We start from the raw sequence: 16,586 nt of genomic DNA on the forward strand, positions 1-16,586 counted from the left end.
TGAATAAATCGTTGTATGGCTTACATTCATTGTTTGATCCAAATCAGGAAATGTCTTTAAACGCTTTGCTATTTGCTGAGGAGACCATAAACAACGGATCGCTTCAACAATAAATTTCCAGAGGATTGAATCGATTTTGAGTTTTCTGTGACCACGTCTACGTCTAGCGAAGGTGTTATCAGAAGCATATCGAGCTTGATAAACGTCATTGATGCTATTTCTTTTAAGCTCACGATAGATCGTACTAGGATGTCTTTTAATGAGTTCAGCAAATTTTCTGGCTGAAAAGCCTTCTTTTCTTGACTCAAGCATTAATGCAGTACGATCTTCAAAGTTAAGATGATGGTATGACAATTTTATATACTCCATAAACCCTTTAAATTAATTAGGTGGTTTATGTCGCACTTCAAGTTTTACTCTGCCTATTGTAAGTTCTTAAATTTATAAGAATCATAAGTTTTTATAAATTTAATAATTGGGTTACAGAGAGAGGTTTAATGAAATGAGTTTAAAGAAAATATTGTTATTACCAGTAAGTCTAATGTTGAGTGCAGCTGGTTGTGCAGGTATTGGTCCAAATGCAACTTATTATATGGCGACAACATCTTTTAAATATGATCCTCGATATACAGATTATATGATGGAAGTAAATGGCTCTGAAATTGGAGGAGGATTTGGTAAAGCAATATCTACTAACCCAATTAAAGTGGGAGAGCAAATCATTACATGGAAAGATGCAAATACGGGTGAAAAACATGCTGCTAAAAATCAGGTAATTATTACGAAAGAACAGTTAAAAGGAAAAAAATATTTAGCAGCTCATATTTATCCTGATGATACTGTAGAAATAACGACTTCAAATAATTGGCCTGACCCAACAGAAAAGGGGATGAAGTGGAGAGAAAAAATAAAAAGAGAGGGTCAATAAATGTTAGCCGTTCAATTAAAACGTACAGTTAATATAAATAATGATGTTGCAAATAATCAGCCATCTTGCAAGCAAGATTGTCGCGATGTCGTGAATATTTCAGTTTTTTTTGATGGTACTGGAAATAATGAGGATGCTGATAAAAAAGAAAAAAAATGGTCCAATCCTGCCCGTTTATGGCGTAATGCTCGAACACATAGTGATAAAAACGAAGCAAAAAATGATTATGCAATATATGTCTCTGGTGTTGGAACCAGATTTAATGCTGAGTTAAATATCTTTCAAAGAGCGATTTCTGACTTTCAGGATCACTATAGCCTGTTAGGTATGGGCGTTGGTTTAGGTGGTGCAAGACGACTAGATTATGGTGAAGACCAGTTAAATGATGCTTTAAAACAAGTCTTAATTTTTAATGCACAAAAGGCAGAAAAAGATGTTAAAAAATATGTAGGTGAAAAAAAGAATTATAGCTTTGCAGAAGTCGACAAAAATTTAAAAGATCACAGACTAATTAAGAAAATTAATATTTCTGTGTTTGGTTTTTCGCGTGGTGCTGCACTTGCCCGTGCATTTACAAATCAATTTATAGGGCAGTGTGAATCAAACTGCGATGGGCTTACCTATGGACAAGGCAAATATCCAATTGAGTTTAAGTTTTTAGGAATTTTCGATACGGTTGCTTCATTTGGTTTGCCTGCTACAAATTTAAGCAATAGCTTACCTTTTTTAGAACGTGATTTGGTGGTAGATGAGCGGGTTCAAAACTGTTCACATTATATCGCTGGTAATGAACTGCGCTTTGCTTTCCCAGTAGATGTTATTCATAAAGACAATAAGTTAGCAAACCCTAACTGGAAAGAGGTGGTATATCCGGGGGTACATTCTGACGTGGGTGGGGGGTATGAACCAGATAGTCAGGGAGTAAATGACAATTTTGCCCGAATTCCGTTAAAACATATGCTTGATGACGCTGTACAAGCAGGTGTCAGAATGTATAGTTATGAAGAACTGCAACAGAACTTTAAGGATTTATTCAAAGAACAGTTTGAAATTCAACCAGACTCTCAAAAATATTATGATGCTGTAAAAGCAGCTACGCCGAGTCAAGGAAGTGTTCAAGAGCAGATTAAAGGGTGTATGAAACTTTATTACAGTGCATATGGTACCATTGCCCGTGCTGGAAAAGAACTTTCTGTGAGTGAGCGTGTACGTCAGGAAAATAAATTTCGTGAATACATACCAGTTGGCCCATCCGATATGGCAACTGAAATGCAAAGGTTGAAGAAACTAAAAGAAGCAACTGCTTCTAAGAAAGATGGTTTTAATATTTTTAGAGTTTTTTCACCTGTCTCAACTGCATATGAATATATGATTAGTATCGAAGATTGGCAATTTGAGAGTTGGAATACAAATGTCAGTGATGATATTAAAAAATTCTATTTAAATTATGTTCATGACTCTAAGTATGGTTTTTTAAGTAACGTAGAACCATTTAGTTATTTCCGTCAAAGAAGGGTCTATGAGTCACGTCGTAGTGCCAGTGGAGAAGAGCGGGATAAAAAAGCTGCCGAACAGAAAGTAACTTGTAGTGCCCCTAAACAAGAGATACCGCAAACGCAGTTTATTGATGCTTATGAACAAGCTCAACTAACAGAGAACTTTTTAAATGCATCTTAGTGATGCATTTAAAATCCCTTATCTTTAAAAATAAAAAGTCCAATTGCATTGTATCTTGTATAAATACACTCTGTCTTAAAATGAACAGCTAGGTTTTTACTTTAAGATCTGTTGTTATTAATGAATGGAATTTATATTAAATTTCTGACAAAAATTTTCTAATTAAAAACCAATATTTGATAGGAAAGGTAATGCCAGAGACCTCAATTCAACAAGAAACACAAAGCACATGGGCGCTATGTCGAGATCCTGTTTTACTGACTATGGTCGGTGGGGCAATTGATACCATTGGCTTTATTGCGTTATTTGGTTTTTTTACCGCGCACGTAACGGGTAACTTGGTACTGGCAGGAGCGGCTTTAGTGAAGGGCGGTACAGGTGTCTGGATTAAACTTGCGGCTATTCCATTGTTTATTTTGACGGTGGTGATTACCAAACTTTTAATTGACCGAAGTCAGGCTAAACACAAAACGCTGTCTTATTTATTTTTATTTGAGGCTATTTTTCTCTTTGCCTTTATGGTTGCTGGGCTTTATTTCGAGCCATTTAAAAATGCCGATGCGATTACGGTTGCAATCACAGGTGGTCTCGGTTTAATTGCCTTAGCTATTCGTAATACTTCAAGTAAAACACTCATTAAAAATATTAGCCCAAGTACCATGATGACAGGCAACACCACCCAGCTTGGGATTGATATTGCCAACTTGCTTAAAAATAATAATGAGGCCAATCGGGCAAGTCTGTTTAAAAGTGCCAGTATTGTCATTGGCTTTGTGATTGGTGCTTTAATGGGGGCGGTACTGTATGTCTATTTTGACTTTTGGAGTGTAGCGCCGTTTATTTTACCCATCCTTTATTTTTCTTATTTGGCTTCACAGCAGAAGTTTAAACAAGCTTAAACATTGCGATTGAAATAGCCTGAATTTAAATAAATTCGGGGTTTTATTTTTTCAATAAAGCAAAATCGAAGTTGAGCTGAAATTGTTCGTTCACAGCTTTACGGGCATAATGATGAGTGGGGAAATACATTCGCGAAAGGAATGCACAATGACAAAATCCAGCCATTATCTAGTGCTTACTATAATGGGACTGCTGAGCGGTTGTCAGGTTATTCATTTAAAAGAAAGTAACTTAAGCAGTGCTTTAAAAAGTAAAAATGAAAGTATTTTGACTGATAATACTTTAAGTCATCAAACCCAAAACCTGCTGTATTTGGTCAAAGAAAATGAAAAGTCTTGTCTGCAAAATTTTAATGTTTGTTTAAATAAAATTCAGGGATTGTCAGAAAATAGCAGCCGAGAAGAACGCTATGCTGCGCTCAGTGAAATTTACTTGGCAAAAGCTTTAGATGTTGGGCGTAGTAGCCAGTGTAATGTCACTCTTAAAAGTAACAGTTGTGTCGAGCAAGAGCTGGCGTTGTTTGATAAAAGCTTGCGCTATAGCTATGTCTATTTGTTTGATTCTGAAGAGTCGCCTTTTGATCGGGTATTTGACCATCGACAAAATCAGGTACGTATTTTTTATAACGTCGCCTTGTCGAAGCTCATGACCACGTATTTTAATCATTTAAATACGCTTCATTTTCCACCTTTACTAAAAGCAGATGGGCATGAGTACCATGTCAATTTTGACCATGCAGTAGATGTACAAAACATTGAGATCGATACCTTTCGCTCTAGCTATAACATGAACTTTTCAGGGTTTAATACCGTCAACCGTAAGGATGGGTTAGGCGCTGAATTTATTGTGGGGCGTAAGGAGCATGATGTAAATCATGGTTTTATTTTAGACCCCGACGCTTTTTATGCTCACCAGAGTAATCCCAATATTCATTTACCACGCTTCTTTCCGGTCACGGCCATTGCCTACCCAAAACAAAAGGCCACAGCCGATCAAGTCATTGATGGGGCAGAGTTAGAAATTGCCATGTTTGACCCATACCGACAGGACCGTGTAAAAGTTGAAGGCGTGGACTATCCGCTCACTGCCAACTATTCGGCACCTTATGGGCTTTGGCTATCAAAATATAATTTAGGTGCAGCAGGTTATTGGTCTTTAATTAATAAAGAAGCCAATTTAATCATGCCGCATTTATATATGCTGGAACCTTTTAATCCCAATAAAAAAATTATTGTATTTATTCATGGCTTGGCAAGTAGCCCAGAGGCGTGGGGAAGCCTAACCAATGACATTATGGGCGATGCCGAATTAAGAAAAAACTATCAAGTTTGGCAGGTGTTTTATTCAACCAATATGCCGATTTTTGAAAGTCGTTTTCAGATTTACTCTTTGCTGAATCAAGCTTTTCAAAACGTCGCCAAAGACAGTTACGCTGCGCACGATGCAGTGTTGGTTGGGCATAGTATGGGCGGAGTGATTAGCCGCCTATTGGTAAGCGATGCTGATGTTGCAGTGCAAGCCATGCAAAAAATGAATGAAGCACAGCTAAAGCGTTTAAAAGAAAATCCGGTTATTCGAGAACGTTTTCAGTTCAAAACTTTGCCCTATTTTAAGCGGGTTGTTTTTGTTTCGGCGCCGCATCATGGTACTGACTACGCTGACCGATGGTTTACCCAAATTGCTCGCCGTATTATTCGTTTACCCGCCGACTTTTTTATTGCGGTCGAAATGAGAGATGAGAAAAATACAAAACTCAGAAAAGGTTTAATTGAAAACGGAGCAAGTAATTTAAGTCGTTCTTCTAACTTTATGCAGTTGACCCAAGCCATTCAGCCATCGTCTAACGTGGTCTATCACTCAATTATGGGCAATATAAATGGCACCACAGATAAGTCAAAAATGAGTGATGGAATTGTGCCGTATCAAAGTTCGCATTTGGGTGGGGAGCAGTCGGAGCTGATTATTAAAGGTGGGCATTCGATTCAAACTAGCCCAGAGGCAATTTTAGAATTACGTCGTATTTTAAGGTTGCATTTAAAGCAGTCGCAGCCTTCAAAATAGAAATTTTGTTTTTAGAAAACCACTGCTGAAATGGCTCAACAGTGGTTGAAATAATTAATTAAGCTGGTTTTGTTTGAGCGATTTTTTATGCTCAAAGTAGCTAATTGAAAAAATAACCAAGCCAACCAAATACAACACACCAGACAACAGAAGTAAGTCTAAACCTGCTGCATAAAGCAACCAAAGTGCATAGATTGAAGCGACACTTGCAATGGCAATATGTGGCGTGCGTTTATGGCGAATCGATTCTTTAAGATAAAACGCCGATACCAGAAAATAAGGCAGCAAAATCATTACCGATGAAATCAGTAAAAGCTGAGTGTAGTTTTTATTGAAAAAATACACGGCAATGAGGGAGCCTTGCACCACAATAGTGGTCAGCCATAGTGATGAAATCGGTACATTGTTCTGATTATTTTTTAAAAATAATTTAGGGAATGCGCCATTTTTTGCAGCTAAAAATGGAATTTCAGTGGCAAATAACGTCCAGCTTAAATAAGACGAAGAAACTAAAATAATAAAGCCGATAGTAATAATGATGGTACCTGGTAGACCGATGAGTTGCTGCAAAATGGTCGCCATAGATGGGTTATGCATGCCTGCAAGCGCTTCACGGCTCACCACACCATAAGCCAATACTGTGACCATGACGTAAAAACTTAATGCCAGCAACACACCTAAAATGGTCGCTTTGCCAATGTCATGACGGTTTTTGGCACGTGATGATAAAACTACTGCACCTTCAATACCGGTAAATACCCAAAGGGTAATGAGCATCAGGTCTTTTACTTGCTGCCAAAGGGGAACTTTTAAAGAAAAGTCATTTAAGTTGAGTTTGAATAAATCAAACTTAAAGGCAATAAAGGTAAAGAAGATGAAAACGACCATTGGAATAATTTTGGCAATGGTCGCCAGTAAATTCACAATGGCTGCTTCCTTAATACCTCGGCTTACTAACCAATGTACCAGCCATACAAAAATGCTTGAGCCAATCAGAGAGTAGAGTGTATTACCTTCACCAAAAATAACGTGGTCTTTGCTGTCGGTAAACATGCCAACACCTGAAAAGGCAATCACTACATAACCGACAATACCAATGGTAGTACATAACCAATAGCCCCACGCCGAGCAAAACCCGATGAGGTCTCCAAAGCCTTCGCGTGCATAGTTATAAATACCACCGTCTAGGTCTGGTCGTTGACGGGTTAAATGCAACAATGAGAGAGCCAAGAAAATAATGCCGACTCCGGTAATGAGCCATGCAATAAGAAGGGCAGAGCCGTTGGCAACTTGAGCCATATTTTGGGGAAGGCTAAATACGCCTGACCCCACCATAGAACTAAATACCAGCGCTGTAAGAGACAGTAATCCGATTTTGGCAGCAGACATGGTATTTATTCTTTAAAAAATTGAGAAAGTTCAGCAATGTGTTCTGGTCCAATACCACAGCAACCACCCACTAAACTTGCACCTGCTTGCTGCCATTGTTTGGCAAAAGCAAGATAAGCTGGAGCGTCTAAGTCTTTGCGAATTTCATCCAGACCATCGTTAGCAGTAGCGCTTTCATCTTGCGGTGGGAAAGCGTTGGCATAAGCACCAATTTGTACAGACACTGGAATGAGCGCTTTAATTTCATTAATCGCTTGCAAGATCACTTCAGGTTGGCAGCAGTTAAACAACACCGCTTTAGCATTTGACTGCTTAATAAAGTCAGCCACTTGCTGCATATTTTCGCCTGAACGAAGGAGTGCTTGTTCTTGTTTAATTTCATCTTGCAGCGTAAATGACACCCAATAGTCCTTACCATCTTGTGGTAACAAGGCATGCACTGTTTCAACTTCTTTTAAGCAAGACTGGGTTTCAGCGAGCCAGAAATCTACTTCTGGTGCCAATGTTTTAATGATAGGCTCAGCTAGGTTTTTAGCCTGTTCTGGTTGGAACAAGTCTGCACGGTAAGAACCAAATAACGGTGGTAAGCAGCCTGCAATTTTGACATTTTTGCCGCTTTCTTTAACTGCATTTTTCGCTTGTTCGATGGCAACTTTAATTAAACGTACGCCGTCAGTTTCAAAGCGTTCCTGACCAATGTGAAATGGTACAACCGCGTAGTTGTTAGTCGTGATGACTTCTGCACCAGCATTGATAAAGTCAAGGTGGACTTCTTTTACTGTTTCAGGTGCTTCAATAAGTGCTAAAGCAGACCATTCTGGTTGACGAAATGGAGCGCCACGGCGGGCCAATTCACGGCCTAAACCGCCATCTAAAATTTTCATAAAATATAACGTAAAGGGAGAAAAATAATTCAGCTAATCTAGCGTGTAGATGAATGCTATTCAATCGCTAATATGCTCGTTATATTTCTAAATAAATTAGATTGTTATGAATATTTTTTCTTAAAAGGAATTCTGCAAATGCTGTTCAGTTTTACTGATGAACTTCATGTGAAAAAGAACACGTATTTATTTGAAAATATAGAATAAAAAATGATCTTACAAAGCACCATATTGTTGCCAACTTTCACCGGTATGCTGTGTTTTATAATACGCTTTAAGTTGTTCGAGCTGCGTAAAATGTATGCCTGACCACACCAATAAACTAATGAATATGAGTACTTTAGATAAACTGCGAACTTTACTTAGGCGAGTAAAAGCCAACACAACAAAAAATAAGGCTGGTAAAAATATAAAGAACTGAATAGGGGAGAAAAATAGATGAGCGGTGCTGAAATATAACGCGAGTGTGCTCATGAGCATATTTAAAACTGAACAGATTTTCTGGTACTTGCCGAGCTTAAACGTATAAGCAGTGATAATAAATAATACGGCTGAGCTGACGTAAATAGCTGTACCACCAATCATCCACATATAAAATCCGCTTAACAAAAGATAAGCCAGTAGCAAAACAAGTACGAGCTTAAAACAAAACGTTAAGAGGCGAGGTGATGATTTTAAAAGCGTCATGGCAAGTTTAAATATCTCAACTGAGGTCTAAAAAAACAAAAGGACGAATCGAAATTCATCCTTTTCATATTTTACTTATACATCATCAAACTTAGTTTGCTTTTGCAACAGGGGCAGCAGCAGTTTCATCGTTTGCCGCTTTGAACGGAGATGTATAGTTTAAGCCAAGCGTAGAACTTGTGTACTGACGAACTTTGTCGAGTAGCACAGGGTCTTTGCTTAAGTCTTGCTTATAAGAAACCACAATTTCATGAAGCTTCTGGTTCCACTTACCTTCAGTTTGCTCTGGGAAAGCTTTTTCAAGCAAGTTAAGCATGATGTATGGAGAAGTCGAAGCACCCGGAGACGCACCTAACAATGCAGTTACAGCACCATCTTTAGAGGCAAAGATTTCTGTACCGAATTGAAGTGTTGCAGGTTTACCTGGTTCTTTCTTGATGATCTGAACACGTTGACCACCTTGGCTTAAGCGCCAGTCTTCAGCTTTCGCATCTGGGTAGTACTTACGAAGTTCGTTTAGGCGGTCCTTGTCCGACATCATCACTTGGCTTACCAAGTACTTAACAAGATCAAGGTTTTCTAAACCAACAGTCGTCATTGGTAAGACGTTGTTTTTGTTTGTTGATGCAAGCAAGTCAAGCTGAGAACCATTTTTCAGGAACTTGTTTGAATACGTTGCAAATGGACCAAACAATACATATTTTTTACCGTCGATATAACGTGTATCAATATGTGGTACAGACATTGGAGGCGCACCAAGTTCAGCACGGCCATATACTTTCGCAGTGTGCTGAGCAGTAATTGCAGGGTTGTCAGTAATTAAGAACTCACCACCTACAGGGAAGCCAGCATATTGTTTTGCTTCTGGTAAACCAGTAAGTTGCAATAATTTAACTGCTGCACCGCCTGCACCGATAAACACAAAACGTGTTTTAACGTGGTCTGTTTTACCAGTTTTCAAATCTTTGAAAGACACCGTCCAAGTTTTGTCATCATTTTGGCTGATGCCAGTCACTTCAGTTGAAGTCTGTAATTTGAAGTTCGGATTTTGGCTTAAGTGTTTCACTAACTGATTCGTGATTGAACCGTAGTTTACGTCTGAACCAACTTCCATACGAGTCGCTGCAACTTTTTGAGTTGGATCACGATCGTTCATCACTAAAGGTGCCCATTGTTTAATTACAGCTGGGTCTTCAGTAAATTTCATGCCTTTGAACAACGGGCTTTGAATCATGGCAGCATAACGTTTTTCTAAGAACTGAACGTTATCGCCCCAAACAAAAGCAATGTGTGGAACTGGGTTAATGAATGTTTTCGGTTCAGCTAAAACACCTTGTTTTACCTGATATGACCAGAACTGTTTTGCTACTTCAAACTGAGAAGCAACTTTTTCAGCTTTGGCAATTTCCATCTTACCGTTTTTCTCTTCGGTATAGTTCATTTCCATAAAGCCAGAGTGGCCTGTTCCGGCATTGTTAAAGCCGTTTGAACTTTCTTGAGCAACTTGGTCAAGACGTTCATACATACGAATTTGCCAATTCGGTTCAAGCTCAGTGAAATAAGTACCGAGAGTGGCACTCATGATGCCGCCGCCAACAAGAACGGCATCAACAACTGGCTCATCTTTTGCAGTTTGTACCTGTTTTGACGCAATCGGTCTAAACAAGAAAACAATACCTGCAATTAAAATAAGAATGATTAATACCAGAAGGTATTTCAAAAACTTTTTCATGCAAGGGGAACCTTAAAATAAGTTATTTGAGTCACTTAAGGTGTGAGGAAACCTAGACAGCGTATCCAGACAAAACGGATATAAATGCGAAAATAAAATTCTCCAAAACAGAGAACTTTGAAAAAAGAAAAATTACTTGGGATTATCGCAAACACTCTATATTTTAGACTAATTTTGCATTGACAAGACAATTTTTATAATAAATGGGTTCTATTAAAATCATAAATATGATTTATATTTGATCAAATTAGGCTTTTATAAGATTGTTTTTAGATTTTATTTTAATTTAAATAATTGAAATTTAATAAATAAAATAATATTGATTAAACTTGAATCACTTAATAGTAATATGCCTATAAAAATAAATTAATTTTTATTTTCATACCCGATTTATGTAAATGTTCACCTTATAGTCGCTTATTTTTTGTCATACATAGTTCTTATTAATGCTTCTGCGTTACGTATTAAATTTAGGGCATATTCCTATATAAGAAATATGCCCTAAATGGTTTTATGAAGCTACATAGAAAGGTGCAGTTGAACGTGGTAATGCTTCACGTCCACGAATTTGGTCTGCAATTTTCTCAGCTATCATAATGGTAGTTGCATTTAAGTTACCGGTAATAATGAGCGGCATGATTGAGGCATCAACCACACGCAAACCATTCATACCGTGTACACGGCCTTGACCATCTACAACAGCCATTTCGTCTTCGCCCATCTTACAGCTACAAGACGGGTGGTAAGCTGTTTCTGCATGGTTACGAACAAAGTCATCAAGCTCTGCATCTGTCTGCAAATGTTTGCCCGGACTAATTTCATCACCACGATATGGATCAAGCGCAGGTTGCTGCATGATTTCACGCGTAATACGGATTGCATCACGGAACTCACGCCAGTCTTGTTCAGTCGACATGTAGTTAAACAAGATACTTGGGTGCGCAAATGGGTCTTTCGATTTAAGTTTGATACGACCGCGTGAAGGCGAACGCATTGAACCCACGTGTGCTTGGAAGCCATGTTCTTTTACAGCATTACTACCGTTGTAGTTAATAGCTACGGGTAAGAAATGGTATTGAATGTTTGGCCACTTAAACTCATCCGAACTACGGATAAATCCACCCGCTTCAAACTGGTTGCTTGCACCAATACCTGTACCATTGAATAACCACTCGGCACCAATGGCAGGTTGGTTATACCATTTTAAAGCCGGATATAAAGAAACGGGTTGCTTACATTTATACTGTAAGTACATTTCCAAGTGATCTTGCAAGTTTTCACCCACACCCGGCAAATCATGAACCACATCAATGTCCATTGATTTTAAGAAGGTACTTTGACCTACACCTGAGCGCTGTAAAATTTGCGGTGATGCAATTGCGCCTGCACAAAGTAATACTTCGCGTTTAACCAATGCGCGTTGCAGGTTGTTTTGGTCAGCACCAATAATGTATTCAACACCAATCGCTTGCTTTTGATTAAACAAGATTTTGTTGGTCGTTGCATGAGTCAAAATAGTCAGGTTTGGACGGCCTTTCGCCATATCCAAATAACCACGTGCGGTACTTGAACGACGGCCTTTAGGCGTAACCGTACGGTCCATTGGACCAAAACCTTCTTGTTGGTAACCGTTTAAGTCGTCAGTACGTGGGTAACCTGCCTGTACACCTGCTTCAACCATGGCATGGAACAGCACGTTGTTGCCATTTTTTGGTGTAGCCACTGATACAGGACCGCTATCACCATGATAGTCATTGCCACCAATGTCACGAGTTTCGGCTTTTTTGTAGTAAGGCAAACAATCGGCATAAGTCCAGTTTTCAAGGCCTTTATGGGTTGCCCATTGTTCTAAATCCATGGCGTTACCGCGGATATAGCACATACCATTAATTAAAGATGAACCACCTAAGCCTTTACCACGACCACACTCCATACGACGGTTGTTCATGTGTGGCTCTGGGTCAGTTAAATAAGCCCAGTTATAGCGACGACCTTGAAGAGGGTAGGCCAAAGCTGCCGGCATTTGTGTACGGAAATCCAAGCGATAATCTGGTCCACCTGCTTCTAACAGTAAAACGGTGGTATCTTTGTCTTCAGTAAGACGCGCAGCGAGTACATTTCCGGCAGATCCTGCGCCAATAATAATGTAATCATATTCTTTAATATTCATAACTATCCTTTTTTTACTAACAGTTTGCCTGAGCAATCTATAAAGACTGCTCGGCATATGTGATTTAGGTTGAAGGTTTTAGTGCGATTGAGGCATTAAAAAATGCTTTGATAATCGCCAAGTTCAACTTGAATAGATTTGATACGGGTATAGTGCCCAAGCGTGGTTAAGCCATTTTCGCGGCCCACACCAGATTGCTTGTAGCCACCGACTGGCATCTCGGCAGGTGATTCACCCCAAGTGTTAATCCAGCAAATACCAGCTTCAATTTGGTGAATAATGCGATGAGCGCGGCTAATATCTTGAGTGACTACGCCAGCAGCTAGACCAAAGGTCGTGTCGTTGGCACGTTGAATCACTTCTTCTTCGGTTTCATAGCTTAAAATGCTCATAACTGGTCCAAAAATTTCTTCTTGAACAATCGCCATCTGGTCAGTGCAGTCGCTAAATACAGTCGGTAGTACATAAGCGCCTTTGGCAAGTTCGCCTTCGGTCGCACGACCACCACCGATTAACACTTTAGCGCCTTGTTGTTTGCCCGACTCAATGAAAGACAACACTTTTTCCATATGAGGGAAGCTAGTGAGCGGACCAAAGTTTGTGTCTTCAGCCATTGGGTCACCAATGCGAATGCGTTTTACACGTTCTACAACCGCTTTTTCAAAGTCGGCTAAACGTGATTTTGGAACAAATACACGGGTACCGTTGGTACATACTTGACCTGAGCTAAAGAAGTTCGCCATAACCGCAATATCTGCTGCACGGTTAATGTCAGCATCTTCACAAATAATGAGTGGTGACTTACCACCAAGCTCCATGGTCACTTCTTTAAGGGTAGAGCCAGCAGCGCTTGCCATGACTTTTTTGCCAGTTTCCACACCACCCGTGAATGAGATTTTTTCAATCACAGGATGTTCAGTCAGCCATTGACCAATTTCACGACCAGCACCCTGTACTACGTTAAATACGCCGTCTGGTAAGCCAGCTTCTGTATAGATTTCTGCAAGTTTTAATGCAGTAAGTGGCGTTGTTTCGCTTGGCTTGAAAATCATGGCATTGCCAGCAGCAAGGGCAGGGGCAGATTTCCATAAAGCGATTTGGATTGGATAGTTCCACGCACCAATACCTGCAACCACGCCTAAAGGTTCACGGCGTGTATAAAAGAAACTTGATTCGCGAAGTGGAACTTGTTCGCCCTGAATAGCTGTTGCAAGTCCTGCGTAGTATTCGAGTACATCTGCACCAGTCACAATATCGACGGTAGATGTTTCGCTATAGGCTTTACCGGTGTCGAGTGTTTCAAGACGGGCAAGCTCATCATTACGTTCACGGAGAATATCGACAGCGCGACGTAAAATACGTGAACGCTCCATAGCGGTCATGGCTGCCCAGATTTTTTGTCCTTGTTGAGCACTTTTTACAGCAGCTTCAATATCTTGTTCAGATGCCTGTTGAAGAGTCGCGATTGTTTCGCCGTTGGCAGGGTTAATACTATTAAATGTTTTACCACTGGTTGCTTCAACGTAGCGTCCATGGATATACAGTTGATAAACTTGTACATCACTCATTTTGTCTCTCCTGCAAAGGCTTGTTCGCAAATTGCAATTGCGTTTTTACATAATCGTAAGCAATGGAACGGGCCAGCTCGCTATCAAATTCATTGTGACGGCTTAAACTGCCACGTAGCCATAATCCATCAATCAATGCTGCCAGACCTCTTGCGGCAACACTGGCCTGTTGTTCATCCATTAACTTGAGAAAATAAAACTTCAAGTTGGAATACAGGCGTTGATCATTAATCTTTTGCAAACGGCTCAGGTCCGGTACATGCATACTTGCAGACCAAAAGTCTAACCAGACCCGCATTGCTTTTTCATTTACCTGACTAATGTCAAAGTTAGAGTCAATAATTGCCTTAATCTGGCTTTCCGGATGCGAATCTGCTTCTGCTCTGTATTGTTCGGTTTTCCGACGCAAAACATTGAGCATTTCTTGCATACAGGTATTTATTAACCCTTGTTTGTCGCCAAAATAATGGCTGACAATACCGGTCGACAACTCGGCTTTTTTTGCAATTTGTGCAATGGTGGTATTGGATAACCCCACTTCATAAATTACGTCGAGTGCAGCGTTCATAATCTCTTCACGGCGCACATGCTCTGGTTTTACTCTGCGTTTTGTCATGATTTTCCACATCAGCACTTTTAGGGGTGCTTTAAATTCAGCATGTTAACTTGCAGAGCATCATAGCACTTTTTTTATCATACTTGTTATTGATTGAACGTTCAATCAATAACAAGTATGATGTGTAAAAATCAATGAATTTTTGAATCTGACTTCGGGGAAGAAGAGGTAGAATCAGAAGTTCTTACGGATAGGATGATGCGCATAAGTCCAGTACTTATCACGTTATTTTGGAAAAAATACACCGATTGCAAGGAGCAATAAGATGGTGTTGAAAAGTGATGGATATTCTTCAGACCATATTCGGTTAAATCGTTTCGTATTTTGGAGTTCGGCAGTCAGTATCGGCATTTTTGGCCTATTATTTGTACTGTTTCCAGAAAAAAGTCAGTTTTGGCTGACCTATGTGCAAGAGCAGGTAAACCACTTTTTTGGGTGGTATTACATGTTAGTCATTGTGCTGTGTTTAGGCTTTGTGGCTTGGCTTGCCTTCTCAAAAGTGGGACAGATTCCTTTAGGAAAAGACCACGACAAACCTGAGTTTGGTTATTTGGCTTGGACCTCTATGTTGTTTTCAGCAGGTATTGGTATCGCGCTACTTTATTATGGTGTTGCGGAACCAGTTGACCATTTTCTAAGACCGCCAGAAGGTGAGGCCGGTACTATTCAGGCCGCCCGCAATGCCATGACCTATAGCTTTTTGCACTGGGGTATTCATGGCTGGGTGCTTTATGCCTTGCTGGGTGTGACATTAGGTTATTTTGCCTTTAGACAAGATTTACCACTCGCACTACGTTCGGCACTCTATCCAATTTTTGGAGAGCGAGTACATGGTCTAGTTGGCGATTTTGTTGATGGCTTTGGTATTTTAGCAACTGTCATTTCATTAGTGACCAACTTAGGTATTGGTGCTTTGGTGTTAGTTTCAGGTATTTGTTATTTAATTCCTGAAATACCGCATAGCTCTGCAACTTTAATCACTGCAGTTTTAATCATGATGTTTGTGGCGACAGTCACTACAGTGATCGGGATTGAAAAAGGCTTAGCATGGTTATCGCGTATTAATTTACGTTTGCTCTATGCTTTACTTTTATTTGTATTTTTAACCGGACCGACTAACCATTTGTTAAATGGTCTTGTACAAAATACGGGCGATTACCTTAATAATTTTATGGGTAAAAGTTTTGATATGTATTTATACAATCAAAAAGCCAGTGGCTGGTTGGGTTCATGGACTGTGTTTTATTGGGCATGGTGGATTGCTTGGGCACCTTTTGTAGGAATGTTTATTGCCCGAATTTCTAAAGGCCGAACCATTCGAGAAGTGGTTTTGGGTGTATGCCTCATTCCACTAGGTTTTACCTTGGCTTGGATCTCGATTTTTGGAAATACTGCAATTCATTTTATTCTTAACCAGAAACAGAAAGTTTTAGGTGATATGGTTTTAAGTGACCCTGCGTTGTCATTATTCAAATTACTCGAATATCTCCCGTTTAATCCGTATATTGCCGGGATTGTTGTTGTAATTTGTTTCGTTTTATTTTTGACACCGGTTGGGTCTGGTACACTAATGATCGCCAATTTGTCCTCGAAAGGGGGCACCAGTGATAGTGATTCACCGATCTGGTTACGCATCTTTTGGTCCGTGGTCATTACCATTGTAAGTATCGGCTTATTATTAGCAGGTAGTTTTAACTCCATGCAAAGTGCAGTGGTGTTATGTGGTTTACCATTTTCTGTGATTATTTTGCTTTATATGTTTGGCCTAGCCAAAGCCCTAAAGCAAGATGATTTTGACCCGAATGTTGCGAAAAAGCAGTTAGCTATTTCAAAAGACATTTCTATTCCATCGAATTGTGACCAGAACAAAGTGACCGAAGTTTTATAACCTTGGTTCATCACATTTATTTATATTTTTTGCGTTCAAAGCAGTCTTTTCATTATTGTTAAATAGTGAAAAGACTAAATTGAATA

The 16,586-nt window shown here is 39.5% G+C and carries 13 protein-coding genes; 5 read left to right on the top strand and 8 right to left on the bottom strand.

The window, feature by feature from the left end; translation table 11 throughout:
• On the bottom strand, positions 1-369 hold a 369-nt coding region (locus J671_RS20775), incomplete at its 3' end, for a helix-turn-helix domain-containing protein (RefSeq protein ID WP_171070788.1).
• Between the two features lie 133 nt (positions 370-502).
• On the opposite strand from J671_RS20775, the gene J671_RS20780 reads away from it, so the two are divergent.
• The 4 genes from J671_RS20780 to J671_RS20795 all read left to right on the top strand — a co-directional run bounded on the left by J671_RS20780 (position 503) and on the right by J671_RS20795 (position 5,566).
• Positions 503-928, top strand: coding sequence for a hypothetical protein (locus tag J671_RS20780; RefSeq protein WP_006581205.1), 426 nt, complete (start codon positions 503-505; stop codon positions 926-928).
• Positions 929-2,605, top strand: coding sequence for a T6SS phospholipase effector Tle1-like catalytic domain-containing protein (locus J671_RS20785; protein ID WP_004888305.1), 1,677 nt, complete (start codon positions 929-931; stop codon positions 2,603-2,605).
• Between the two features lie 191 nt (positions 2,606-2,796).
• Positions 2,797-3,504 carry a YoaK family protein gene (locus J671_RS20790; protein WP_004888302.1) on the top strand — a complete coding sequence of 236 codons (708 nt, stop codon included), beginning with the start codon at positions 2,797-2,799 and terminating at the stop codon, positions 3,502-3,504.
• Positions 3,505-3,652: 148 nt separating this feature from the next.
• Positions 3,653-5,566: a lipase family alpha/beta hydrolase gene (locus J671_RS20795; protein ID WP_031959556.1), complete on the top strand. Its 1,914-nt coding sequence runs from the start codon at positions 3,653-3,655 to the stop codon at positions 5,564-5,566.
• Positions 5,567-5,620: 54 nt separating this feature from the next.
• Here J671_RS20795 and J671_RS20800 read toward each other — a convergent pair whose 3' ends face one another.
• From J671_RS20800 to betI, 7 genes are all read right to left on the bottom strand, one after another.
• The gene (locus J671_RS20800) at positions 5,621-6,955 is read right to left on the bottom strand and encodes a basic amino acid/polyamine antiporter (RefSeq protein ID WP_031983307.1); all 1,335 of its coding nucleotides are present in this window, start codon (positions 6,953-6,955) and stop codon (positions 5,621-5,623) included.
• Between the two features lie 5 nt (positions 6,956-6,960).
• Positions 6,961-7,839 (bottom strand): homocysteine S-methyltransferase family protein, encoded by an 879-nt coding sequence (locus tag J671_RS20805; protein ID WP_004888298.1) that lies wholly within the window; start codon positions 7,837-7,839, stop codon positions 6,961-6,963.
• A gap of 216 nt (positions 7,840-8,055) precedes the next feature.
• Entirely contained in the window at positions 8,056-8,526 is a 471-nt protein-coding gene (locus tag J671_RS0104970) for a hypothetical protein (protein ID WP_006581207.1), read from the bottom strand.
• 91 nt (positions 8,527-8,617) lie between these two features.
• A complete protein-coding gene (mqo, locus tag J671_RS20810) occupies positions 8,618-10,258 on the bottom strand; it encodes a malate dehydrogenase (quinone) (protein WP_004888296.1) in 1,641 nt (546 codons plus the stop codon).
• Positions 10,259-10,769: 511 nt separating this feature from the next.
• Positions 10,770-12,428: a choline dehydrogenase gene (betA, locus tag J671_RS20815; protein WP_004888295.1), complete on the bottom strand. Its 1,659-nt coding sequence runs from the start codon at positions 12,426-12,428 to the stop codon at positions 10,770-10,772.
• A 95-nt stretch (positions 12,429-12,523) separates the two neighbouring features.
• Complete coding sequence (betB, locus tag J671_RS20820) at positions 12,524-13,996, bottom strand: betaine-aldehyde dehydrogenase (RefSeq protein ID WP_004888293.1); 1,473 nt, start codon at positions 13,994-13,996, stop codon at positions 12,524-12,526.
• Positions 13,989-14,612, bottom strand: a complete 624-nt coding sequence (gene betI / locus J671_RS20825; protein WP_000166965.1) for a transcriptional regulator BetI — start codon at positions 14,610-14,612, stop codon at positions 13,989-13,991. The genes betB and betI overlap by 8 nt, the downstream gene beginning before the upstream one ends.
• A gap of 265 nt (positions 14,613-14,877) precedes the next feature.
• Between betI and J671_RS20830 the strand changes: the two genes are divergently transcribed.
• Positions 14,878-16,500, top strand: a complete 1,623-nt coding sequence (locus J671_RS20830; protein ID WP_004888292.1) for a BCCT family transporter — start codon at positions 14,878-14,880, stop codon at positions 16,498-16,500.
• Positions 16,501-16,586 lie beyond the last annotated feature (86 nt).

Source organism: Acinetobacter sp. 1130196 (assembly GCF_000588095.1).
GTDB classification, from domain to species: domain Bacteria; phylum Pseudomonadota; class Gammaproteobacteria; order Pseudomonadales; family Moraxellaceae; genus Acinetobacter; species Acinetobacter nosocomialis.